This window comes from Terrabacter sp. Soil811, from assembly GCF_001429655.1.
Taxonomy (GTDB): domain Bacteria; phylum Actinomycetota; class Actinomycetes; order Actinomycetales; family Dermatophilaceae; genus Terrabacter.
Genome location: NZ_LMSX01000001.1, coordinates 718847 through 742145, shown reverse-complemented (window position 1 = coordinate 742145; position 23299 = coordinate 718847). Strand labels below are relative to the sequence as shown.

Sequence of the window (23299 nt, the reverse complement as noted above, 5' to 3'; positions counted from 1 at the left end):
GGGGCGACGGGACACGCTCGACCATCAGCGTGTCGTCCGCCCAGACACGGCGGCCGTCCGCACCCGTCGGCCGGTCGCGCGCGTCGCCGTCATCACCCAAGGCTAGGCCCGCGCGGCTGCGCCGGTGGCTCGTTGTCGCAGGACGGGGCGGGCCGTCAGCGGGCACTGCGTCGCGCGGCGGACGGCACGCGCTGCGATCCGAAGGAACGACCGGTGATCCGCTCGACGCTGATCCCGATGAAGACGTTGCGCACGCCACCGGCCCACGGCTCGGCACCCTCGACCGTCCAGAGGTGCGTGAGCAGCGCGGGTGACGCGACGGCCTGGGCGCGACCGCGTGCGATGACGCTCCACCCCGTGTGTGCCGTGTCGTCGAGGTCGTCGACCTCGAAGACCACCTGGGTCGGCCGCACGAGCTCCGAGAGCACGCCGAAGGGCGAGGTCCGGAAGACGATGAGGTCGGCCGCGCACGCATAGCTGACGGGGAAGATCTGGGGGCCGTGGCCGGCATTCCACCCGATGCGCCCGACGTTGCGGGACTCGAGCAGGGCCTGGCACTCGGTCGGGGTCAGGTCGGCATAGTTGATGCGTCGGCTCGACCGCTGCCCGTGGTCCGCGTGGTCCGCACTCTCGCCGGCCGGCCGGCCGGTCGTCGTCATGTCAGGGCCTCGGCGTCGGCCCGGCCGAGACCAGGCGCTGGGGGTGGTGGGCGCGGCCGGAGTCACGTCCCACGGGCCGTCCGAGCTCGACGGCGCTGACCGGGCGCGGCTCGGGAGTCACGGCGCGGAGCATCGCTCGGCACCGGTCGAGCTCGGCACGCACCCGGGCCAGCTCGGTGCGCACCTCGAGGAAGTGCACGAGGTGGTCGCCGACGCTGCGCGCCCACGCGTCGACGGCACGCCAGTCGGCGCACCACGTCATCGGGATGGTGGACCGGCCGTCCTCCGGTCCCGCCTCGGCGCCGGCGCCCGGCGGCTCCGTGGGCCGGACGGGGACCGACGGCCGGCCGCTCCAGTGGCTGACGTGCAGGTGGTCGACGGCGACGACGAGGTCGAAGCCCTCCGTCGACGTGATCGCGACGCACGGGCGGCACGTGACGCGGTGCCCGGCGCGCGAGAGCTCATCGGCGATCGACGCGGCGATGGCCTCGTCGATCCCCGCGGTCGTCGCCGCGAACGAGGACGACGATGGGGGCGTGGCCGGCGCGCCCGTGGCCACTCCGGTCGGGAGGACGCCCGTGGCGTACGACTCGGGCGCCGCCTCCGGCGGGGGTGGTGGGGTCGAGTAGGTGATGAGGACGGTGCACATGGTGCTCTCCCTGGTCGGCGGCGCCGGGCACGGCGCTGCATCGATGGTGCGCGCCGGTGGGCGGGTCATGACACGGCCGAAGGTCGCCAGGGGCCGGGACCAAGGTCCCGGATCGGACAGGACCGATGCATCTGTCGGCAGTCCGGTCCGCGGCAGACGCTGGACCCAGAGGTGAGCACCATGGACGAGACGAGACAGCGCGACCCAGGTCCGGCGCGCCCCGGGGCGGCACGTGTGGCGACACGGCCCGCTGGGGTGCGGGGGGCTGACGCGCCTCGGCCGAGGGGCAGGATCGTCGTGGGGGTTGACGGCTCGAAGCAGAGCAGGGCCGCGCTGCGCTGGGCCTGTGCTGACGCCGACGCCAAGGGGGCCGTGGTCGTCGCGGTCGCGGTGTGGCACCTCTACCCGCTGGCGCCGCCCGAGCGTATCGGTGCGTCGCCGTGGTGGTTCACGTCCGACCCGGAGGAGGCCACTCGCGCCTTCCTCGGGGAGGTCGTGGACGAGGTGGCCGACGACTTCCCGGACGTCGTCGTCGAGCAGAAGGTGCTCTCGGGGCATGCTGCCGAGCAGCTGATCAGCCTGTCCGCGGTCGCGGATCTCGTCGTCCTCGGGGCGACCGGGAGCGGTGGCTTCGCCGGCATGTCGCTCGGCTCGACGAGCCGGGCCGTCGTCGAGCACGCCCTCAGCACCGTGGTCCTCGCCCGCTGACGTTCAGCCGGGCGCGTCGTCGGTGACCTGCCACGTGCCGTCGGGGTCGCGCCGGGCGAGCCCCAGGGTGGCGAACGCGTCGAGCCACCCCTCCATCGGCCACCAGCCCCACCGGCGGGCGAAGCGGTTGGCGTTGGCGACGACGTCGTGCACGTGCTGGACGGGCGGCGAGCTCGTCGGATGGTGCTGGTGGTGTGCTGCGGCACCGCCGACCCAGAGCAGGCGCCCACCGGAGGCGCCGAGGCGCTGGCCGAAGTCGGTGTCCTCGCCGCCGTAGCCGACATACGCCTCGTCGAAGCCCCCGACGGCGTTCCACGAGCGCACCGTCAGCGCGAAGGACAGGGACCAGAAGAGCCGCAGGTCTTCGGCAGGACGCACCTCGTCCGAGGCCAGGGTCGGCCGGGCCGGGTGCGGCGAGGCCAGGGCCGCGAGGTCGAGGTCGCGGTAGTCGCGTCCCGCCGGGGCCGGTGGCAGGTAGGCCACCTCTCCGGCGAGGACCAGCGGTGCCACGTCCGGCCCGGGACTGCGCCGGCGCTCGTCGCCCAGGACGGCGGCATACCGCTCGACGAGCCCTGGTGACGGGATGCAGTCGACGTCGAGGAGCATGACCTGCTCGGCGCCGGCGCGGGAGGCGACGGCGACCCCGAGGTTCCGCGCCGCGGCGAGGGGAAGCCTTCCCTCGCGACGCGGCAGGCTCTCGACCCGCACGTCCCACGGCCCCGCCTGCGACCGGGCGAGCTGCTCGACCTCCGGGTCGTCCATCGCGACGACCACCTGCAGGTCCGGCAGCCGGGTCTGGCGACGCAGGCCCCACAGCTGGCGCGCGAGGTGCGTGTGCCGCCCGTGCACGATCGTCACCACGGCCACGCGGGGCGCCCTGCCCGCGGGCGTCACGGCTGTCGGTGGGAGGGCGGGTGTCACGACGCCGTGCGGATGTCGTCGCGAGTGCGGTCGTGGCGGTCGTGGCGGTCGTGGCGGGCGGCGAGCTCGTCGAGCCTGGCCGCTGCGGAGGCCGCCCCCTGACCGGTGGACCACCGGCGCCAGCCCTCCCCGCCGCGGTCGAGGGCCCGCTCGAGCAGGCCGGGCCAGGCCGTGGCGAGCGGCCAGGCGCGGACGCCGACCGCGGCCCCGAGCCGGTCGACGGCGGCGGCCGTCGCCACCTGCTCGTCGAAGGGGCGCGGCTGGGCCACGACGACGGCAGGACGGCGCGCCGCGGCGACCTCGGCGACGGCGTTCTGGCCGCCGTGCGTGACGACGACGTCGGCTGACTCGAGGTCGGCCCACAGGTCGGGCGACGGCGAGCCAGGGCCGCGCTCGACCCACTCCCAGCCCGGTGTCGCGGCCCGGGCGGCGGCCACCTCCGCTGCGGACGTCGACCGTCCGCCGCCGCCCCAGAGGACGAGGACGCGTCGCGGCGACGGCTCGTCGGGCTCCGGGCCAGACGGGCGAGGGCCGTCCGCCAACGCCTCGATGCCGCCCGCGGCCGAGCCGAGGGACGTGCGTCGACGCGACGGGACCCGGTCGTCGAAACGCGAGATGCCCCCGACCGCCCAGAGCTTGTCTCGCCACGACCCGGGCCAGTCGGTCGCATGGGCCGCCTCCGGCCACGGGGCGAGCAGGGCATCGGCGAGGTCGTAGGCGAGGACGTGGGCGCGGTCGGTGCGCTCTCCGGGCATCGCCAGCACGACGACCGGTACGCCGCACAGCCGGACGAGCGTCGCCACCTCCACCGACACGTCGACGACGACGAGCGAGGGCCGCGTCCGGGCGACCCACTCGGTCAGTGCAGCGGCACGGTGGGCCAGTCCGGCGTCGTGCCGCGGGACCCAGTGCAGCACGTCGCCCGCCGTGGGGTCGGCGCGGACGACCTCGCCGGCGGGCATCCGGTCGTCGCGGTCGAGCTGCAGCCACTCCGACGGCCATCCGTCGGGGGCCGGAAGGGAGCTGATCCCCGTGACGGGCGAGCTGAGGTGCTCGGCGACGGCCTGCAGGCGGGTCAGGTGGCCGAGCCCCTGGTGGTGGACGTACCAGCCGATCATGCGGCACCGGACATCGCGCTGAGGGACTCGTAGATCCCGAGGTAGCTCTCGACCATGCGGTCCACCGAGCAGGCGACGACGGCATGGGCCCGGCACGCAGCGCGGTCGAGGTCGACGGCTGCGGCCACGGCCTCGGCGGCAGCTGCGTCGTCGCAGTCGCGGGGGAGCAGCAGCCCGACGCCGGGCACGACGAACTCGCGCAGGCCACCGCGGTCGAGGGCCACGACCGGCGTGCCGCACGCGAGGGACTCCGCGGCGACGAGGCCGTACGGCTCGTCCCACTCCGGCGTCACGAGCATGGCCGCGCTCGCCCCGACGAGGGTGACGAGGCCGTCGGTACCGAGGTGGCCGACGTACTCGACGTCGTCGCCGAGCTCGCCCGCGACGTGCCGGGTGAAGTAGTCCGCGTCGCCGACCGGGCCCGCGAGGCGGAGCCGGCGGCCTGCCGCCCGTGCCATGGCGATGGCCCGGTGTGGTGCCTTCTCCGGCACGAGCCGGCCCACCCAGACGAGGTCCTCGCCGCCGGGTCCTTCGACCCATCGGTCGACGTCGACGCCGTTGTGCACGACGTGCGCCGGGGTGACGTGCGCCCACGACCGCGCGGTGTGCTCGCTCACGGCCACAAAGTGGCTGTGCCGCAAGGGGTTTCGTGACCGAGCGCCGATCTCGATCGCGGGCTCGAGCCACGGGGTCGGCGGAGTGTGCAGGGTCGTGAGCACGGGCGACGGCAGCGAGTCGGCCATGGCGACGGGCAGGTGGTGAAGGCTGTTGTTGTGCACGACCGCGACATCGGGACGTTGCTGGAGTGCCAGCATGACCTGCAGGTATGCGTGGTGCTCGCGCAGCCACGCCTCCGGCACCATCGACGCGTCGCTCCGGGCGGTGTGGCTCAGGCGCAGGGGCTCGACGTGGAGCGGGGTGGCCCCCAGCGCCGGGTCGCTGCCCGGGCCGGCGAAGAAGGACACGTCGACACCCTGTCGCCTCAGCCCTCGCACGAGGTGCCACGTCAGCGACTCCAGGCCACCGGCGAACGGCTCCGCGATGGGGTGCCTCGCGGCAGCGAGGATCACGACGCGCACGCGACACCCCGCTCCGCAGCGGCAGCCAGCACGGCGGCATACACCTGCTCGTGGGAGCGCGAGACGTCGTGGCGCTCGCGCCGGCGTTCCTCCGGCTCGGCCCGCCACGAGGGCCGCTCGTGGTACGCCCTCAGGAGGGTGTCCCGGAGCGTCGGGGCAGCGCCGCCCGCAACGGATCCCGGCGCGCCGTAGAGGAGGCACGGACGCTGGTCGGCGTAGTGGCCGCAGTCGGGGGCGACGACCGTCGTCCCGAGGTCGTGGCACGCCTCGAGCCAGCCCGAGTGCGTGCCGAAGCGGTAGGGCAGCACCGAGACGTCGAGGGACTGGAGGTAGTCCCACAGCTCCTCGTCGCTGAAGTAGTCGTGGACGCGCAGGTCGACGCCGTCGGTCGCTGCGAGCTCCCGGAGCCGGGGCTCGAGGTCGCTCGCATGTCGGGGGCCGCCCGGGGTCATGACGTCGGTGTGGGCGTCGACGCGCAGCCGGGCGCCGGGCATCTCCGGCAGGGTGGCGACGATCTGCTCGATGACGGGTAGCGGGTCCATGCCCGCGCGCAGGCTCTTGGCGTGGACCCCGATGACGTAGCCGCGGTGCGGCACTCGGGGCCGGGACAGGCGCGGCTCCTCGACGACGTGCGGATGGGGCACGACGAGCGCCTCGCGCCCCCACCGCTCGGCGATCTCCGCCGCGGCGCCGGGAGTGAGCGTGATGAGGGCGTCCGCCGCCTCGACGAGGACCCCGAGCTGCGCGTCGTGCAGCTCGCGCTCGTGGTGGTGCGGGTTGCGCAGGTCGTGAACGGTCAGCACGAGGGGCTTCCCGTGGCGGCGCAGGCTCGAGGCGACCCGGGCGAGGTCGTCGGGTGACACGGCATCGAAGCCGAAGTGCACGTGCATGACGTCGAAGTCGGTGGCATGGGCGTCGACCCAGCCGGGCTCGAGCATCCGCGGCGGCCACCACTGCGCGTCGGGCACGTCGGCGCGGGGGCGGGGGTCCGCCAGCCGCGTCACCGTCGTGTCGCCGTCAGGAGGAGCGAGGTGACGGACGTAGACGTGGCCTGCGGGGACGGACGCGATGACGGGACTCAACCGGTTGCCTCTCGGTGCACGCCGCCCGACGCACCGAGGGAGGAAGAGGGGGCGCCGGCGCGGGTTCGGGGGGCCGCTGGGCTGGAGCCTCCAGCAGGCCCATACCCGGGTAGCGGCCCGGCCACACCGATCCGGTGGATCGTGCGCGGTATGCGGTGGTTTCGCCGGACCGGCGGGGGTCTGCCGTCAGGCCGGCCCCGCCGCGCCGGCGCGCTCCCGCCGGCGCTCGAGGTAGCGCATGACGGGGGTGGCGAGGGTGCCGTGGACCATGACCGACAGCAGGATGGTGAAGGCGACCGTCGACCACAGCCACCGCTCGTCGGCGAAGGCGTGCTCGCCGGCCGCGAAGGCGAGGTAGTAGAGCGAGCCGATGCCGCGGACTCCGAAGAACGCCGTCGCGAGCGTCTCGCGGCGGCCGAGCCCGCCCGGGAGGTCGGCCGGGCGGGCGCGCAGCCGCAGGCTCGCCCAGCCGGACAGCGGGCGGACGACGAAGACGAGGGAGACGGCGATGACGACGCCGCGCCAGTCGAGCTCGCCGAGCACGCCCTTGGTCATCGCCATCCCGAGCATGAGCAGGATGATGAGGGTCAGCAGGCGCTCGAGGCGCTGGACGACCTCGTGCATCGAGCGGTGGTAACGGTGGTTGCGCTCGGCGGCCCGCAGCGTCATGCCGCACGCGAAGACGGAGAGGAAGCCGTAGCCCCCGACGAGCTGGCTCAGCCCGTAGGTCATGACCAGCGCGGCGAGCGCGAGCAGTGGCTCGCCCTGCTCGGCGAGTCGCAACGACCGGCGCGGCGACCGGAAGGCGACCTTTGCCAGGCCCCACCCGACGGCCACGCCCACGAGCACGCCGACGACGACCTTGCCGACGAGGTCCCAGGCCAGCCAGTGCAGACCCCACGACGAGAAGCTTCCGGCCGACGCGAGGAGCACCGCGGCCGTGACGAAGGGGAACGCGAGCCCGTCGTTGAGGCCGGCCTCGGACGTCAGGGCGAAACGGACGTCGTCCTGCTCGTCGACGGGCTCCCCGAGGGCCTCGCCGTCGTCGGCGCCGTCGTCGTCGGCCTCGCCCGCGTTGCCCGAGCCGTCGACCCGCGGACCCTCCACCTGGACGTCGCTCGCGAGCACCGGGTCGGTCGGGGCGAGCGCGGCGCCGAGCAGCAGGGCCGCCGCGGGGGCGACGCCGAGACCCCACCCGAGCAGGGCCACCGACGCGATCGTCAGGGGCATCGCGATGGCGAGCAGCCGCCACGTCGGCGACCACGCGGCCCAGGCGGCGCGGCTGCGCCAGTCGAACGAGCGGTCGATCGCGAGGCCGACGCCCATGAGCGCGACGAGGATCGTGAACTCGGTGACCCGCTCGACCTGCGGCCGGATGACGACCGGGTCGAGGCGCATCCCCTCGGGCAGCGGCAGCAGCCCGATGGCCATGCCGAGGAGCAGGAGCACCATCGCGGCCGACACGGCATACCGGTCGAGGACGGCCGGGAGGACGGCCGCGAGGAACATCGCCAGACCGGCGATGAGGTAGATCAGGTTGATCGACATGACGACATGCGGGTTGCTCCTCAGAGTGGGCCTCATGATGACCTACCCGCCCCAGCGGCTCGCCGATCGGCGAGACCGTGCTGCACCGGGGGGCAGCAAGCCCCGAACGAGGAGGGCGACCCACGAGCCTTCGCGCCCATGCGGCCTGCCGGCTCGTTTTTTGGCCGGCAGACCTACGCAGCACACGCCCCGGGACGCGTGGCACGCTGTGTCCATTGCACCCTTGGCGGTGGACTCCTGCAACCGGAGCAGGCCGGCTCGTGGACACCTCGCCACACCGCGCGTCGAGGTCTACGGTCGACGGAGAAGGAATGGTGAGCCATGGGCGTGGACGAGCTGGCACCCGATGACGACGCTCTGCGCAACGTGGCGGAGACGTTCGCGAAGCTCGGGGTCGACCTCGGGTCGATGAGTCCCGACGACACCCTCGACGCGCTTGCGCAAGCCGCCGTCGAGCGCGTCCCCGGCGCGAGGTGGGCGAGCATCACGAGCTACGAGCACGACCGCTTCCGCACGGTCGCGGCGACCGACGACATCGCCCGGCAGGCGGATGCCATCCAGTACGCCGTCGGGTCGGGGCCGTGCCTGGATGCCATCGTCGACGACACCCTCTACCGCCCACGCGACCTGCGGCACGACGAACGGTGGCCTGAGTACGGCGAGCGGGTCTCGAGGGAGGTCGGCATGCGCAGCATGCTGTCCTACCGCCTCGGCCACGAGATCGGCGACCGCGTCGACGGGCTCAACATCTACTCCGACGAGGTCGGGGCCTTCGACGAGCGGTCCGAGGTCGTCGGGCTCATGCTGGCGACGCACGGAGCGCTGGCCGTGGCGCTCACGGCGAACCAGGAGCGGGTCGAGAACCTCCAGAAGGCGCTCCTGTCGAATCGCGAGATCGGCGTCGCGATGGGCGTGCTCATGGCCCGGCACCGCGTCACCCGCGACCAGGCGTTCGGGCTGCTGCGCATGGCGAGCCAGAACACCAACCGCAAGCTGCACGATGTCGCCCTCGAGGTGGCCGACACCGGTTCCCTGCCGTCGATCGCGGGTGAGCGTCCGCGGCGCAAGGAGAGCGCCGCCGACTGAGCCGGATGCTCACCCGTTCACGAGGCGGTGCTCATCTCCTCGCCGACGTCCGGAGGCCCGGTCGGATCCACGTCGGGCTCGGACAGTTGGTCGTGGAGCCGGACCGTGATGCGTCGCAAGGTCCGCGAGACCTGCATCTGGCTCACGCCGCGCACCTCGCCGATCTCGCGCTGGGTCATGCCCTCGACGTAGCGCATGAGGAGCAGCTCGCGCTCGTCATCATCGAGCTCGGTCAGAGCCTCCGCGAGGCAGACGCGGTCGTCCGCCCCGGCGAGGTCGTCGTCGTCCGCGGCGAGGAAGGCACTGAGGCCCGGCCGCTCGTCGTCCGAAGGACTGCAGTCGAGCGACAACGGCCGGAAGCCGGTGGCGGCGGTGGCCACCTCACGGACCTCCTCGACGGACGCACCGACGGCCTGGGCCAGCTCTTCGTCCGAGGGTGTGGCGCCGAGCTCCTGCTCCAGACGGCCCCGGACGGACTGCAGGTTGGCGCGCAGCTCCTGGAGGCGTCGCGGTGGCCGCACGACCCAGCCGCGGTCACGGAACCATCGCTTGAGCTCGCCGGAGATGGTGGGCACGGCGTAGGCGGCGAAGGACGGGGCGTGGCCGGGCTCGTAGCGGCGGACGGCCTTGACGAGGGCCAGGCGGGCGACCTGGACGAGGTCGTCGTGCTCGACGCCTCGCCCGTCGTAGCGTCCGGCCATGGAGGCACAGAGATCGAGGTAGAGGTGGACGATCTCCTCGACGATCGGCTCGGAGTCCTCCGGTGTGCGAGCGAGGGCGAGGCGGCGGAAGAGCTCGGACGTCTCGGCGTCACGCTCGGCGAAGGACAGTCGTGGATGCTGAGGGTGCTGCGACATGACTCATCTCCGGGGTGCGGTGACGGAGTCGGCGCTGTAGTTGGACCGCTCAGACGATTCGACAGTGCCACGCGGCGGCGGATTTCGCAACAGTCGGGATGCTGCCGACGTGCTTGGGCTGAGTGTGCTTGCAGGCGTGGCAAACCACTCGTGTTCGTTTGCCCGCGGGGTGGGGTATGGCGAGAGGGCGTGCCTTCGTCCTCCGTGCTGGTCGCCGTCGTGACGGGGATGTCCCTTGCTGCCTGCTCGGCTGCCGAGGCAGGACGCACGAGCCCCTTGGTGAGGTCCGGACCGTCACCGTCGCGATCGAGTCCGCCCAGTCGTTCTCACCGGTCAGACGGTCTTCCTGGCGCCGTTCGACTCCGGCTGGTTGGTGACGGCAGACGGTTCGGGCTGCTGCTCGCGTATCGGGTCGATGGCCGTCTCCGCATCCACCCTCGCGAGGGCGGCTCGCCCGAGTCCAAGAGGGTAGGGATGCCGCATGACTCACGACGTCGGCCGACTGAGCTGCGTGAGCCGTCCGGCCGTGGGTAGGAGGAGTGCCAACCGAAGTCGACTGGAGGGACTGACCGTGTCCGAGATCGCCGACCGCGCAGAGAGCATGGTGCGCCACGACGACCAGGGCGGCTTCCCCGCCCAGCAGCAGGAACCGCCCGGGCTGACGAGTGAGATGCACCCGGTTCCGGACCACGGCGAGGAGACCTACGTCGGGCACGGCCGGCTCGAGGGCCGACGAGCGCTCATCACCGGTGGCGACTCCGGCATCGGACGAGCGGTCGCGATCGCGTTCGCCCGCGAAGGGGCCGACGTCGCCATCAGCTACCTCCCCGCCGAGCAGTCCGACGCCGAGGACACCCTCGCTTGGATCGAGAAGGCAGGCCGCACGGGCGTCCTCGTGCCCGGAGACCTCGTCGAGCGCCAGACCTGCATGCGCGCCGTCGCCGATGCGGTGCGCGGCCTCGGGGGCCTCGACATCCTCGTCAACAACGCCGGCTACCACTGGGACCGTGGGCCGGAGGGTCTCGAGGGCCTCCAGCCTGAGCACGTGGAACGCGTCATGCGCACCAACCTCCACGCGGTGCTCTGGCTCTGCCAGGCAGCACTGCCGCACCTGCAGCCCGGCTCGTCGATCATCAACACGACCTCGATCCAGGCCTACGACCCCTCACCCGCGCTGCTCGACTACGCAGCCACCAAGGCCGCGCTCAACAACCTGACCGTCAACCTGGCGGCCTCATTGGGCCCCAAGGGAATCCGCGTCAATGCGGTCGCGCCGGGTCCGATCTGGACGCCGTTGCAGCCAGCGACGCGTGACAGCAGGAAGATCGAGACGTTCGGCGCGGATACGCCCTTGGGGCGCGCCGGTCAGCCTGGTGAGGTCGCTCCGGCATACGTCTTTCTCGCGTCCCCGACGGAGGCCAGCTACGTGTCGGGCACCGTCCTCGGAGTGACGGGTGGCGGCGCGGTCTTCTGAGCCCGACGACGGTCAGCCGTCACGCTCCCACGGAGCCTCCTCACCCATCTTCGCGTAGTACTTCGCGAGGTGGCTGCGGACCCGGTCGCGGTCCTTGTCCGGCAGGTCGACCCCGCCTCGTGAGCCCTGCATGACCGCGGCGGCGGCCATGACCGCGCGCGGGACGGCCCGGAGGCGGCCGTCGACCACGTCGGCGACGAGGAGTTTGTAGGCCGTGAAGTTCGTCTTGCTCTCCGCGTCGTACCAGACGTGTGCGTCGCGGTACTTCTCGTTCGGCTCGTCCTCCGCTGCGGCCCATGCCCGCACCCGTTTCTCGGCAGCGTCGCCGTCCCACTCCCGGTCGCGGTCGGCGAGGGGAAGGTCCTGGAAGCTCGTCACGCTCATGATCACGTCTCCTTTTCTGGTGGTTGGTTGGGCCGGGGACGGAACGGTGGGCAGTCTCGCTCAGGGGCGGAGGACGACCTTGAGGCATTCGTCCTGCTTCTCCTCGAAGATGCGGTAGAAGTCGGGCGCGTCCTCCAGGCTGCCGTGGTGGGTGGCGAGACTTTCGAGTCCCAGGACGTCGTCGTCGGTGCGGACGATGTCGAGCAGCTCGTCGCTCCAGCGGCGGACGTGGCACTGACCCATCCGGATGGTCAGGCCCTTGTCGAAGAGCTCCATCATCGGCATGGGGTCGGCCATGCCCCCGTAGACGCCGCTGATGGACAGGGTGCCGCCGCGGCGCACGGCTGCGACCGCGGTGTGCAGTGCCGCGAGCCGGTCGATCCCGACGGTCTCGATCGCTCCGCGGGCGATGGGCTTGGGCAGACGGCTGGCGCCGGCAATGACCTTCTCCGAGAACGGGTTCCCGTGGGCTTCCATGCCGACCGCATCGATGACCGCATCCGGTCCCCGGCCTTCGGTCAGGTCCTTGAGGGCCTGCGCCACGTCGGTGTCGGACGCATCGATGACGTCGGCGCCGCGGGCCCGGGCCTTCTCGATCCGGTCGGGCACGAGGTCGACGCCGATGACCCGGCCGACGCCGCGGTGCAGCGCCGACCGGACGGCGAGCTGACCCACTGGTCCCAGCCCGAGCACGGCCAGGGTGTCGCTCCCGTTGACGTCGGCGTACTCGACGGCCTGCCACGCCGTGGGGAGGATGTCGGAGAGGTAGAGGAATCGCTCGTCGGGCATCTCGTCGGGGATGACGATGGGCCCGAAGTCTGCGTGCGGCACCAGGACCCTCTCTGCCTGACCGCCGGGCACGGAACCGTAGAGGCTCGTGTACCCGAAGAGGCTGGCGCCCTTGCCGGAGTCGGTGTTCTGCGTCGTCTCGCACTGGGCGAACAGGCCACGCTGGCACATCCAGCAGCGACCGCAGGAGATGTTGAACGGGACGACGACGCGATCGCCGACGGCGAGCGTGGCGACACCTGGACCCACCTCCTCGACGATCCCCATGAACTCGTGCCCGAGCACGTCACCGGGCTCCAGGTACGGCGCGAGCACCCGGTAGAGGTGCAGGTCGGAGCCGCAGATGGCGGTCGAGGTGACGCGCACGACGGCGTCGGTGGTGTGAGCGATGACGGGGTCGGGTACGTCGCTCACACGAACGTCCTCGATGCCGTGCCAGGTCAGAGCCTTCATGTGGCGGACCTACCCATGGTGGGCCCAGGGAAACGGCCGGCGGATGGGGTCAGGGTGTGCACGACGTCAGGAGGCGAGCATGAGTCCGACCATGAGTCCGACCGAGGAGACCGTCGGCGACCAGCCGGTGGCCCTCGTCCTGGGGGCCTCGCGCGGGCTGGGCTTCCTCGTCGCGAGGGAGCTGCTGACGCGGGGTCACCGGGTCGTCGTGGCGGCCCGTGACGAGGCGGAGGTCGCGGCTGCCGCCCGAGCCCTGGCCGCGCACGGTCCGGTCACGGCGGACCTCTGTGACGTGCGTGACCGCCACGACGTCGGCGACCTGATCGGCCGGGTGGAGCACTCGGTCGGACCCATCGAGGTGCTCGTGACGGTGGCGGGCGTCATCCAGACCGCCCCGGTCGAGTCGTTGGTCCTGCACGAGTTCGAGGACGCCATGGACACGATGGCCTGGGGGCCGATCCATGCGGCGATGACGGTGCTGCCGCACATGCGTCGGCGCGGCCACGGCCGCATCGGGACAGTCACCTCGGTCGGCGGCATGGTCTCGCCTCCGCACCTGCTGCCCTACGCGACGGCGAAGTTCGCGGCGGTCGGCTTCTCTGACGGGCTCGCCGCCGCCCTGAGTGGCACCGGCGTCACGGCCACGACGATCGTCCCGGGCCTGATGCGTACCGGCGGCCACACCCATGCCCGTTTCGGCGGGGACCCGGCGGCCGAGTACGCGTGGTTCGCGCCCGCCGCATCGCTGCCGCTGCTGTCGGTCGATGCCGACCGGGCGGCGCGTCGCATCGTCGACGCGGTGTTGGCCGGTCGCCCCATGGTCGTGCTGACGCCGTTGGCCTGGGTAGGGATCCGGGTGCGAGGTCTCGCGCCGGCGACCACGACCCGGGTGATGGGGCTCATGAGCCGGCTCCTGCCGAGCGCGCCGCAACGCGGCGGGGCGCGCACCGTCGACGGCGCCAAGGCACGGAGACGGCTCGGGTCGCCCTTCGTCGACCGGCTCGCGACGCTCGGCGACCGAGCCGCCAGACGCAACAAGGGCTGAGCGACGACCCGACGTGTCGAAGGCGAGCGGGCTGGGTAGGCGCACGGTATAGGTCTCGACCAAGGAGGCACCCATGCCACGCAGGACACCCGGACCCTCCGTCAAGGACAAGCACCTCTACGAGTCGCTGCGCGACGACGGGGCGAGCAAGGAGAAGGCTGCCCGCGTCTCCAACGCGGCTGCCGCGAGCTCGCGCTCGGCCGTGAGCCGCAAGGGCGGCAGCGCGGGCGACTACGAGGACATGACGAAGGACCAGCTCATGAAGCGTGCCAGAGAGGTGGGCATCGAGGGCCGGTCGAGCATGAACAAGTCGCAGCTCATCTCCGCCCTGCGTCACCACTGAGGCGCTCGCGGCGGGCGGTCACAGAAGGGGGTCGTCGCCTTCGCGAACCACGAGGAGCCATCGGTAGCCGTAGGGCTCGACGTCGACCTCGACCCGACCGGATGCCGCGACGTCGAGGTCGGGACGCTCGCCGAGCACGTCGACGAGCCGGACATCCGACGGAAGGCCAGGCACCGTGAGCGGCACCACGGCCCCCTCCTCGCCGAGGTTGTGCACGGCGAGCATGGCCCAGTCGTCGCAGCGGCTGACGTGCGCGAGGACCGACTTCACGGGGTGGTCGAGCACGTCCACCGTCGCCCAGCCGCTCTCGGGCAGCTGCCGGTAGCGGCGCGCCAGGCTGCGCACGAACCACCACAGCGAGCCGGGGTCGCGTCGCTGGTCGGAGACGTTGACGTGCTCCGGGCCCCAGACCCCGGCGGGCATCGGTCGGGTGAGGCGCTTCGGGGTGGCAGTCGAGAAGCCGCCGCTCGGTGCGGACCTCCACTGCATGGGGGTGCGCACGGCGAGCCGCCCCGGCACGTCGAGGTTCTCGCCCATGCCGATCTCCTCGCCGTAGAAGAGCACCGGGGTGCCGGGAAGCGAGAACATCAGGGAGTACGCGAGCCGCACCCTCCGCTCGTCACCGCTGACCATGGGCGGGAGGCGGCGTCTCAGACCCCGGTCGTACAGCTGCATGTCGGGGTCGGGCCCGAAGGCGTCGAAGACCTCGCGCCGCTCCGTCTTGGTGAGCTTGTCGAGGGTCAGCTCGTCGTGGTTGCGCACGAAGCTCGCCCACTGGCTCGTGACGTCGAGCGGGGGCCTCTCGCGCAGCGCAGCGGCGAGCGGCCCGGCGTCGCCCCGAGCCAGGGAGAGGTAGAAGCGCTGCATCCCGATGAAGTCGAACTGCATGTTGAGGCCGTCGCCGTCGTCACCACCGAAGAACCGGCGCTGCTCCGGGTAGGGCAGGTTGACCTCGCCGAGGAGCACCGCGTCCCCGACGCGGCGGGTGACGAACGACCGGACGTCACCGAGGTAGCGGTCGGGATTGAACGCATCCGCGTCGTCGACCCCGGGCACCCCGTCGCGGGCGAAGAGAAACGGCACGGCATCCACCCGGAACCCGGACACCCCGAGCTCCAGCCAGAAGCCGAGGGTTCGGGAGATCTCTTCCTGGACAGCAGGATTCGCGACGTTGAGGTCTGGCTGATGCTTGTAGAAGTGGTGAAGGTAGTAGTCGCCCGTCTTCTCGTCCCGCTCCCAGATGCTGTTCTCCTGGTCCGGGAAGACGACGTCCTTGGCGCTCGACCGCGGCTTCGAGCGGCTCCACACGTAGTAGTCGCGGTACGGGTCCTCGCGGCTGCGCCGAGCCGACTTGAACCACGGATGCTGGTCCGACGTGTGGTTCATGACGAAGTCGATGATGACCCGGATGCCGTGGTCCCGGGCGGTGCGCACGAGCTCGACGAAGTCGCCCAGGGTGCCGAGGCGTGGGTCGACGCCGAAGAAGTCGGTGATGTCGTAGCCGTCGTCCTTGCGCGCCGTCGGGTAGAACGGCATGAGCCAGAGGCACGTCACGCCGAGGTCGGCGAGGTACTCGATGCGGTCGGTCATCCCGCGCAGGTCGCCCACCCCGTCGCCGTCGGAGTCCTGGAACGTCTCGATGTCGGCGCAGTAGAGGACGGCGTTCTTCCACCACACGTCACCCGTGTCGCTCATCCTCATCGGTCCTCCTCCCGTGCGCCCTGAGGTGAGGCGCCCTGCGCCGCAGGGCTGGTCACCGACAGCTGAGGGAGCACGGAGGTGCCGAACGCCTCGATGAAGGGTGCCTGGTGCTGACCGACGAAGTGGACGTAGAGCTCATCCCAGCCCATGTCGATGTAGTCCTGGAGCCACTGGGCGTGACGCCCCAGGTCGGCCGAGACGAGCACCGCGTCGCGGACCTGCTCGGGCGAGACCTTCTCGCCGATGAGGTCGAAGGCCTCGACCGTCTCGGTGTCCCACGCGACGGGCGGCCCGATCACGTTGCTGCGCCACTGGTCGTGGGCGACGTGCAGGGCCTCGTCCTCCGTCGGGGCCCAGCTCACGTGCACCTGCAGGCGCGCGGCGCCCTGTCCGCCGGCGTCCCGGTAGGCGTTGAGCACACGACGCAGGGTCTCGGGCGGCTGGTTCACGGTGATGAGGCCGTCGGCCCAGCCGGCGTGGTGCGCGGCCGTCTCGGCGGTCACCGCCGGCCCGACAAGATCGGGCACGGGGTCGGCCAGCGTCCAAAGGCGAGCCCGGTTGACAGACACGAGCCCGTCGTGGCTGACCTCCTCACCCGCAAGCAGCCGTCGGATGACGTGGACGCACTCGAGCAGGCGGGCGTCCCGGACCTCCTTGCGCGGCCACACCCCGCCGGTCACTCGTTCGTTCGAAGCCTCGCCCGACCCGAGCGCGGCCCAGAAGCGTCCGGGGAACATCTGCCCGAGCGTCGCGATGGCCTGCGCCGTGACGGCCGGGTGGTAGCGCTGACCTGGGGCCGTGACGACGCCGAACGGTAGGGAGGTGGTCGCCAGGGCCGCGCCGAGCCAGCTCCATGCGTACCCCGACTCGCCCTGACGGCTGCTCCACGGCGAGATGTGGTCCGACGACATGGCGGCCGTGAAGCCGGCGTCCTGCGCCGCGCGGACGTCCCGGAGGAGCTGGGCGGGGTCGATCTGCTCGTGCGAGCAGTGGAAGCCGATGACGGTCATGCCTCCCCACGCAACCGCACCGAGGGGTGCGCCGTCAACGCCCAAGGGTCCGGCGTGCCTGTGGCTGTTGGGATCCCGGGCGAATGGGTATGGGCGCAAGATCCTGTTCGTCCAACCCGATCGCCGGACGCGTTCGCCGACACCCGGAGGTTCCCGTGCCCCTGACCGCTCTCGCGCTCAACTGCACGCTCAGTCCGTCGCCGGCCGAGTCGAGCACCGAGCTGCTCGCGCAGCAGGTCCTCGACGCCCTCGCCGAGCACGACGTCAGCGGCTCGATGATCCGCGTCGTGGACCACGACGTTCGTCCCGGGGTCGAGCTCGACATGGGCGACGGGGACGCGTGGCCGAACCTCCGCGAGCAGCTCATCGCGAGCGACATCCTCGTCCTCGCCACGCCGACGTGGCTGGGGCAGCACAGCAGCGTGTGCCAGCGGGTCCTCGAGCGCCTCGACGCCGAGCTGTCCGAGACGGACGAGCAGGGCCGGTTGCTCACCTACGGCAAGGTCGCCGTCGTGGTCGTCGTCGGCAACGAGGACGGGGCCCACCACATCAGCGCGGTCGCGTTCCAGTCGCTCAACGACGTCGGGTTCACCATCCCGGCCGGTGGCGTGACCTACTGGAACGGCGAGGCCATGCACGGCACGGACTACAAGGACCTCGAGTCCACCCCCGACACGGTCGCGAGCACGACGCGCACGCTGGCGGCGAACGCCGCCCACCTCGCACGACTGCTGGGCACCGCCGGCTATCCTTCATCGAACGCGGGCTGACGCTTTGACCCTCGGCGGCTGGTCGACCCTCAGGACGCCCCGCGCCACGCCGCGACCGCCCCCGCCGTGGCGAGCTCGTCCACGACGGCGGTCGAGAGCAGGGTGTGGCCGCTCGCGTTCGGGTGGTCACCGTCGTCGAGGAGGTCACCCGTCGGATCCCGGGTGCCCGAGGTGCCCTTGAGCGGGCTGTACGCGTCCACGTAGACCGCGCCCGTCGACGCGGCCACCTGGTGGACCGTGTCGTTGACCAGGCGGGTGAGCTCGTCGCTGCCGAGGACGAAGTCCTCGCCGAGAGCCCGGCCGACCGAGCCGTCGACCGTGACGTTCCAGTAGCCGAGCAGGGCGATCCGCAGGTCGGGACGGTGGTCGACGCGGCGGATCGCCGCGATGATCCGGGTCAGGCCGTCGCGCAGGCCGGCGATCGTGGCGGACCAGCAGTCCGACCCGGCGGCCGGGAAGCAGCCCTGGTCGTCGACCCGGTCGAGATCGAAGTCGTTGGCCCCCACCTCGACGAGCACGAGGTCGGCGTTCGCGAGGTGGCCACGGGTGGACGAGGAGCCGAGGTCGTCCTCGACGTCCGACGTGGTCCAGCCGCCGTTCGCGTCGTTGTGCACCACCCAGCCCCGGTGGGTCAGCGCGCCGAGCCGCTGACCGACCTGCTCGACGTAGCCGGTGCAGCCGCACGTCTCGGCCGACGGCACGGAGTCCCCGAGACCCACGAGCGTCAGCGGTCCGGACGGCGTCGTCTCGGAAGCGGACGGCGTCGCGGGAGCCGGGCCCACCGTGGTGGCAGACGCGTTCGGTGCCGCGCCGGGATCTCCCAGGAGGGTCGGCGGTCCGAGGCCGGGCACCACACCGCTCAGGCCCAGGGCGGCGAGGACGGCCAGGCCGAGCAGCGCCGCGACGAGGTGGCGAGGTCGCGGGCGCACCCCGCGCACCCCGCGCACCCCGCGCACCCCGCGCCCCCGGCGCCGGCCCCGGCCCGGGGGCCCGTCAGGGGCCCGGCCCGACGGCATACGTCGTCCGCTCTCAGGCACGGAAGCCCGGCAGGGTCTGGGCCAGCCACGCGAGGGCGGCCGGGACGTAGGGGGTGAACACCGAGTCCCGGTGGCCACCGTGTGCGAGGACGGTGCCCGTCACGTCGAGCGGGCTCCGGGCGACGCTGAGGAACTTCGACGTCGTGGGGTAGGACAACGTGTCCTCGCGGGAGGTGAGCACCCACATCGCCACCGGCGGCGGCGCGGTGTGCGCCATCGTCACGAGGTCGTAGCCGCGCTGGGTCGCGGTCGTCAGGGGGTCGTAGGCCGCACTGAAGTCCGGACGGAAGTAGCCGAGGAGCACGACGGCGGCGCCGAAGACGTCGGGGTGGCGCATCGACAGCGACGCTGCGCACCAGGCGCCGTAGGAGTAGCCGAGCGTGGCCCACGACGTCCGCGCCAGCGTGACCCGGAAGTGGTGCGCGGTCCACGCGGGGATGTCGTGGGCGAGCCACGTGTCCGTCTGCGGCTCTCCGACTCCGCCGTTGACGCACTCGGTGTCGAGGCTCGCCGGGGTGTCGATGCGCGGGACGACGACGATCGAGGGGGCCAGCCGGTGCTCGGCGGTCAGGGCGTCGACGGAGCTGAGGAAGTCGAGCTTGAGGAAGCCCTTCGGCCCGCTCGGGAAGCCGTGCAGGCCGAGGATGACCGGATACGTGCGCGAGGACCTCGGGTCGTAGCCGACGGGCAGGTGGACGTAGACCTGGCCCTCGGCGTTCGACCGCGTGTCGACGACCGTGTACGTCTGCAGCCGCGAGCCCGGCTGGGGGAGGGGTGGCAGCACGGCCGGTGTCGTGACGCCGCGGAGACCGGGACCGGCCACGGCGGCCGTGACGACCTCGGGGCTCGTCCCACCGTGGTGCACCTGGACGGACGTCGAGCGGGAGCCGAAGAGGTCACCCCAGCTGGAGTAGAAGAGGTACTGGTCGTTGAGCGCGGCGCCTGCGAGGGCGAGGACGAGGACGTTGAGCAGCACGACCTGCACGCCTCGGACGACGGCGCGCGAGATGCCGGAGCCCCACCGGGGCAGGCCGGCGACGACCAGTCCGAAGACGACGAGCGCGAGCACGGAGAGCAGGACGACGGGGCCGGGATCGGTCAGCTCCATGCGGGGCTCGTCTCTCGGTCGGCCCGACGCGTGCTCATCGGACGCACGAACGGGAACGTCAGCACCGAGCGGATCGAGGTGTGGGTCAGGAGCATGACGAGCCGGTCGACACCGATCCCGAGACCTCCGCTGGGTGGCATCCCCAGCTCGAGGGCGTGGAGGAAGTCCTCATCGACCTCCATCGCCTCGGGGTCGCCTGCAGCGGCCTTGAGCGACTGCTCGGTGAGCCGCGCCCGCTGGTCGACGGGGTCGGTCAGCTCGCTGTATGCCGTGCCGACCTCCATCCCCGCCGCGACGAGGTCCCAGCGCTCGACGAGCCCGGCCTCCGTCCGGTGCGGCCGGGTCAGGGGCGAGGTCTCGACGGGGAAGTCGGTGTAGAAGGTGGGCAGCATCGTGACCGGCTCGACGAGCTCGGCGTAGAGCGCCTCGATGACGGCCCCGGCGCCCATCTCGGGGCGCACCGTGATCCCGTGGAGCTCGGCCAGGCCGAGCAGCACGTCGATGTCGGTGTCGACGGTGACCCGCTGTCCGACCGCGTCGGAGACCGCGTCGAGGACCTTCACCACCGGCCACTCCCCGCTGATGTCGACGAGGTCGACCCCCTGCGTGCCGTCGTCGTCGAGCGCGTCGAGCCCGTCGCGACGCGGACCCGGGACGGGCAGCGGGATGACCTCCCGGCCGTGGACGGTGCGTGCCGCGGCGCGGACGAGCCGCTCGGTGAGGTGGCGCATCGTCGTGTAGTCGGCGTGCGGCTGGTAGACCTCGAGCGAGGTGAACTCCGGGTTGTGCGTGGCGTCCGCCCCCTCGTTGCGGAAGTTGCGACCGAGCTCGAAGACGGGACCGAGTCCGGCGACGAGGAGCCGTTTGAGGTGCAGCTCGGGCGCGATGCGCAGCGACAGGTCGACGCCGTACGCGTTGATGAACGTCCGGAAGGGGCGCGCGCTCGCACCACCGTGGGTCGTGTGCAGCATCGGGGTCTCCACCTCCAGGAAGCCGGCGTCGCCGAGCGTCCTCCGGATCGACCCGACGACGGCCGAGCGGCTCCGGAGCAGCTCGACGTCGCGCGGGTGGACGAGCAGGTCGGTCGAGCGCCGGCGCGCCCGGGTTGCCGGGTCGTCGAAGGCGCGGAACGGGACGGGGTGCAGGCACTTGGCCTCCATCCGCCAGTCGTCGGCGAGCAGGCTCGGGGTGCCGGTGCGGGACCGGCCGGTCGTGCCGTCGACGCGGACGAGGTCGCCGACGTCGACGAACGAGGTGAGCCGGTCGAGGCATTCCCGGCCGAGGCGGGCCGCGTCGAAGAGCACCTGCAGGCGTGACTCGCCGTCGACGAGGGTCGCGAAGGCGACGCCGCCGTGGTCGCGCACCTCCCTCACCCGTCCCACGACGGACAGCGTTCGTGGGGCCTGCCAGGCGTCCGGGCCGAGGGTGGCGATCGGGGTCGTCGTCACCGAGGCCGCGCCGACCGGGTAGGCGTCGACCCCGGCCGCGCGCATCCGGTCCAGCGCGGCGGCGCGGTGGCGGAACTGGTCGGACCGGCGCGGGCCGAGGCCCTCGACGTCGACGGGCGGCGCGCTGATCTCGGCCACCTGGGCGAGGTGCTCGGCGTCGAGCTCGGTACGGCCGGTGCGGACGTTGCGGATCGACGGGTGTCGCACGAAGCCCTCGGCCGCCCCGGCGGCGAGCGCGACCTGAGGGAGGGACACGGCGTCGTCGTAGCAGAGGAAGCGCGGCTGCCACGCCGGCTCGTACTTCTCGTTGGCCCGGTAGAGGCGCTCGAGCTGCCAGACGCGGTCGAAGAAGCCGAGGACCGACGCGCCCACCCGCGTCAGCGACCGGGACCCGAGCCGCTCGGCGTCCTCGAACACGGAGCGGAACATGCAGAAGTTGAGCGAGACCCGTGCCAGGCCGAGCCGGCGGGCGTGGGCGAGCAGCTCGCTCACCATGAGCTCCGTGACGCCGTTGGGGGCGTCTGGGGAGCGCCGCATGACGTCGAGCGAGACGCCTGAGCGTCCCCACGGCACGAGGGAGAGCACCCCGACGAGCGACCCGTCGGCGGCGTGGGCGGTCACGTGGAGGACGTCCCCGTCGGCGGCGTCGCCGCCGCGGCCGAGGGCCATCGAGAAGCCGCGGTCGGTCTCGCCCCCGCGCCACGCCTCGGCGCGGTCGGTGATCTCGGCGACCTCGTCGGCCCGCAGCTCGCGCTGGCGACGCACGCGGACCTCGAGTCCGGCTCGGGCCGCCCGCGCCACGGCGTGCCGGACCGGCGAGAGCGAGGCCCTCCGGAGGTCGAAGCGCGCGGGGTCGAGGATCGCCTCGTCCCCGAGGAGCAGCACGCGCATGCCCCCGGTGGCGGCGTACGCCCGGGCGCCGCGCTCGCTCGCGCCGACGACGGCCGGCACCCAGCCGAACTCGCGTGCCTCGGCCCGCCAGGCCTCGATCGCCGGTTGCCAGCTGTCCGGATGCCCGACCGGGTCGGCGCTCGCCAGGGAGACCCCGGCGACGACCCGGTAGGTGACGGCGGCCCGACCGTCGGGGGAGAAGACCGAGGCCTTGTCACGACGGGTCGCGAAGTAGCCGAGGGAGTCCTCGGCCCCGTCGCGGGCGAGGAGGCCGCGCAGCGCCACCTCGCGGTCCGGCGACCAGCGGCTGCGCGGGCGGGCCGAGGCGAGGAAGAGAGTGACGGCCGCGAGGATCGTCAGGCCGGCGCAGACCGCCACGACGTCGACGACCCAGGGTGGGACGAGCGCGAGGGTGCGGCGGCTCACACCCCCGAAGACGGCGAGCACGGTGTCGAGGAGGGGGTCGACCTGGGAGCGGGGAGCGCCGACGGCGCCGAGGAGCAGCCAGGCCACCCCGAGCGTCACGACGGAACCGACGGCGAGCGCAGCGAATGCGAGGCCCCACGAGCCACGCTGGAGCCGGCCGGTGAACTCGTGCCGGATCCGCCAGAGCCACCACAGGGCCAGGGCTGCGACGAGGGTCGAGACGATGTCGAGTCCGCGCCCGAGCTCGCCGCGACTCACCCACATCTCGGTCCGGGGGAGCCGTGCGGCCGGCACGAGCGCCACGAACCCGACGTAGATGCCCAGGACCTGGAAGACGGCGACGAACCACAGCCCGATCCGCTTGCGGCCCAGCAGCGCCCGAGTGGCCAGGGCGAGGACGACCACCGACACGAAGGTCGGGGCCACCGGCACGTTGAGGAGGCCGAAGATGCCCTCGGCGAGGAACGGGTGCGGTCGGCGTCGGGCCAGCAGGGTCAGCAGCAGTGCCACGAGGGTGGCGAGCGCGTACAGGCCGGTGAGCAGTCGCGCGGGACGGTGCGAGGCCGGCGCCCGCAAGGTTCGGGTGCCCATGCCGCAGACGATCCACCTGCGCGCTGGACGGTCGCTGGGCGTTGCCTGCGAACGGCCCCACAGGCCGCGCCCAGCCCACATCCAGTGTCGTACGGGCCCGACCGGCTCAGGAACCTCTCAGG

The 23299-nt window shown here is 72.6% G+C and carries 21 protein-coding genes; 6 read left to right on the top strand and 15 right to left on the bottom strand.

The window, feature by feature from the left end; translation table 11 throughout:
* Window positions 1-155 precede the first annotated feature (155 nt).
* Window positions 156-659 (bottom strand): pyridoxamine 5'-phosphate oxidase family protein, encoded by a 504-nt coding sequence (locus ASH01_RS03415; RefSeq protein ID WP_056771296.1) that lies wholly within the window; start codon window positions 657-659, stop codon window positions 156-158.
* A 1-nt stretch (window position 660) separates the two neighbouring features.
* A complete protein-coding gene (locus tag ASH01_RS23190; RefSeq protein WP_056771293.1) occupies window positions 661-1308 on the bottom strand; it encodes a hypothetical protein in 648 nt (215 codons plus the stop codon).
* Window positions 1309-1605: 297 nt separating this feature from the next.
* Between ASH01_RS23190 and ASH01_RS23185 the strand changes: the two genes are divergently transcribed.
* Complete coding sequence (locus tag ASH01_RS23185; RefSeq protein ID WP_162263858.1) at window positions 1606-2016, top strand: universal stress protein; 411 nt, start codon at window positions 1606-1608, stop codon at window positions 2014-2016.
* A 3-nt stretch (window positions 2017-2019) separates the two neighbouring features.
* Here the strand turns inward: ASH01_RS23185 and ASH01_RS03400 are convergent, their stop codons facing one another.
* From ASH01_RS03400 to ASH01_RS03380, 5 genes are all read right to left on the bottom strand, one after another.
* Window positions 2020-2883, bottom strand: a complete 864-nt coding sequence (locus ASH01_RS03400) for a glycosyltransferase family 2 protein (RefSeq protein WP_235509513.1) — start codon at window positions 2881-2883, stop codon at window positions 2020-2022.
* A 50-nt stretch (window positions 2884-2933) separates the two neighbouring features.
* Window positions 2934-4055: a glycosyltransferase gene (locus ASH01_RS03395; protein ID WP_082619369.1), complete on the bottom strand. Its 1122-nt coding sequence runs from the start codon at window positions 4053-4055 to the stop codon at window positions 2934-2936.
* Window positions 4052-5134 (bottom strand): glycosyltransferase, encoded by a 1083-nt coding sequence (locus tag ASH01_RS03390; RefSeq protein ID WP_056771286.1) that lies wholly within the window; start codon window positions 5132-5134, stop codon window positions 4052-4054. Before ASH01_RS03390 ends, ASH01_RS03395 begins: the two co-directional genes overlap by 4 nt.
* A complete protein-coding gene (locus ASH01_RS03385; protein WP_056771282.1) occupies window positions 5122-6216 on the bottom strand; it encodes a glycosyltransferase in 1095 nt (364 codons plus the stop codon). The genes ASH01_RS03390 and ASH01_RS03385 overlap by 13 nt, the downstream gene beginning before the upstream one ends.
* A 186-nt stretch (window positions 6217-6402) precedes the next feature.
* Window positions 6403-7764 (bottom strand): cation:proton antiporter domain-containing protein, encoded by a 1362-nt coding sequence (locus tag ASH01_RS03380; protein WP_056771281.1) that lies wholly within the window; start codon window positions 7762-7764, stop codon window positions 6403-6405.
* Between the two features lie 321 nt (window positions 7765-8085).
* Here ASH01_RS03380 and ASH01_RS03375 point away from each other — a divergent pair, with 321 nt between their 5' ends.
* Window positions 8086-8850, top strand: coding sequence for a GAF and ANTAR domain-containing protein (locus ASH01_RS03375; RefSeq protein ID WP_056771278.1), 765 nt, complete (start codon window positions 8086-8088; stop codon window positions 8848-8850).
* Window positions 8851-8867: 17 nt separating this feature from the next.
* Here ASH01_RS03375 and ASH01_RS03370 read toward each other — a convergent pair whose 3' ends face one another.
* Window positions 8868-9707 carry a sigma-70 family RNA polymerase sigma factor gene (locus tag ASH01_RS03370; RefSeq protein ID WP_056771275.1) on the bottom strand — a complete coding sequence of 280 codons (840 nt, stop codon included), beginning with the start codon at window positions 9705-9707 and terminating at the stop codon, window positions 8868-8870.
* A 601-nt stretch (window positions 9708-10308) separates the two neighbouring features.
* On the opposite strand from ASH01_RS03370, the gene ASH01_RS03365 reads away from it, so the two are divergent.
* Entirely contained in the window at window positions 10309-11181 is an 873-nt protein-coding gene (locus ASH01_RS03365) for an SDR family oxidoreductase (RefSeq protein WP_056772649.1), read from the top strand.
* 12 nt (window positions 11182-11193) lie between these two features.
* Here the strand turns inward: ASH01_RS03365 and ASH01_RS03360 are convergent, their stop codons facing one another.
* Both ASH01_RS03360 and ASH01_RS03355 read right to left on the bottom strand, forming a co-directional pair.
* Window positions 11194-11565, bottom strand: coding sequence for a hypothetical protein (locus ASH01_RS03360; protein ID WP_056772646.1), 372 nt, complete (start codon window positions 11563-11565; stop codon window positions 11194-11196).
* Between the two features lie 60 nt (window positions 11566-11625).
* Complete coding sequence (locus ASH01_RS03355) at window positions 11626-12807, bottom strand: zinc-dependent alcohol dehydrogenase (protein ID WP_056771273.1); 1182 nt, start codon at window positions 12805-12807, stop codon at window positions 11626-11628.
* 79 nt (window positions 12808-12886) lie between these two features.
* On the opposite strand from ASH01_RS03355, the gene ASH01_RS03350 reads away from it, so the two are divergent.
* Together ASH01_RS03350 and ASH01_RS03345 are read left to right on the top strand one after the other, a co-directional pair.
* Window positions 12887-13852, top strand: coding sequence for an SDR family NAD(P)-dependent oxidoreductase (locus ASH01_RS03350; protein WP_235509512.1), 966 nt, complete (start codon window positions 12887-12889; stop codon window positions 13850-13852).
* A 73-nt stretch (window positions 13853-13925) separates the two neighbouring features.
* Complete coding sequence (locus ASH01_RS03345) at window positions 13926-14195, top strand: DUF7218 family protein (protein WP_056771270.1); 270 nt, start codon at window positions 13926-13928, stop codon at window positions 14193-14195.
* 18 nt (window positions 14196-14213) lie between these two features.
* Here the strand turns inward: ASH01_RS03345 and ASH01_RS03340 are convergent, their stop codons facing one another.
* Together ASH01_RS03340 and ASH01_RS03335 are read right to left on the bottom strand one after the other, a co-directional pair.
* A complete protein-coding gene (locus tag ASH01_RS03340) occupies window positions 14214-15896 on the bottom strand; it encodes an alpha-amylase family protein (RefSeq protein ID WP_056771267.1) in 1683 nt (560 codons plus the stop codon).
* Window positions 15893-16906, bottom strand: a complete 1014-nt coding sequence (locus ASH01_RS03335) for a TIGR03885 family FMN-dependent LLM class oxidoreductase (protein WP_056771265.1) — start codon at window positions 16904-16906, stop codon at window positions 15893-15895. The genes ASH01_RS03340 and ASH01_RS03335 overlap by 4 nt, the downstream gene beginning before the upstream one ends.
* Before the next feature lie 155 nt (window positions 16907-17061).
* On the opposite strand from ASH01_RS03335, the gene ASH01_RS03330 reads away from it, so the two are divergent.
* Window positions 17062-17676, top strand: a complete 615-nt coding sequence (locus ASH01_RS03330; RefSeq protein ID WP_443081033.1) for a flavodoxin family protein — start codon at window positions 17062-17064, stop codon at window positions 17674-17676.
* Between the two features lie 29 nt (window positions 17677-17705).
* Here the strand turns inward: ASH01_RS03330 and ASH01_RS03325 are convergent, their stop codons facing one another.
* The 3 genes from ASH01_RS03325 to lysX form a co-directional block, all read right to left on the bottom strand.
* Window positions 17706-18605: an SGNH/GDSL hydrolase family protein gene (locus tag ASH01_RS03325; RefSeq protein WP_056771262.1), complete on the bottom strand. Its 900-nt coding sequence runs from the start codon at window positions 18603-18605 to the stop codon at window positions 17706-17708.
* Between the two features lie 100 nt (window positions 18606-18705).
* Complete coding sequence (locus tag ASH01_RS03320; protein WP_056771259.1) at window positions 18706-19821, bottom strand: alpha/beta hydrolase; 1116 nt, start codon at window positions 19819-19821, stop codon at window positions 18706-18708.
* The gene (gene lysX / locus ASH01_RS03315; protein WP_056771256.1) at window positions 19812-23177 is read right to left on the bottom strand and encodes a bifunctional lysylphosphatidylglycerol synthetase/lysine--tRNA ligase LysX; all 3366 of its coding nucleotides are present in this window, start codon (window positions 23175-23177) and stop codon (window positions 19812-19814) included. The genes ASH01_RS03320 and lysX overlap by 10 nt, the downstream gene beginning before the upstream one ends.
* Window positions 23178-23299 lie beyond the last annotated feature (122 nt).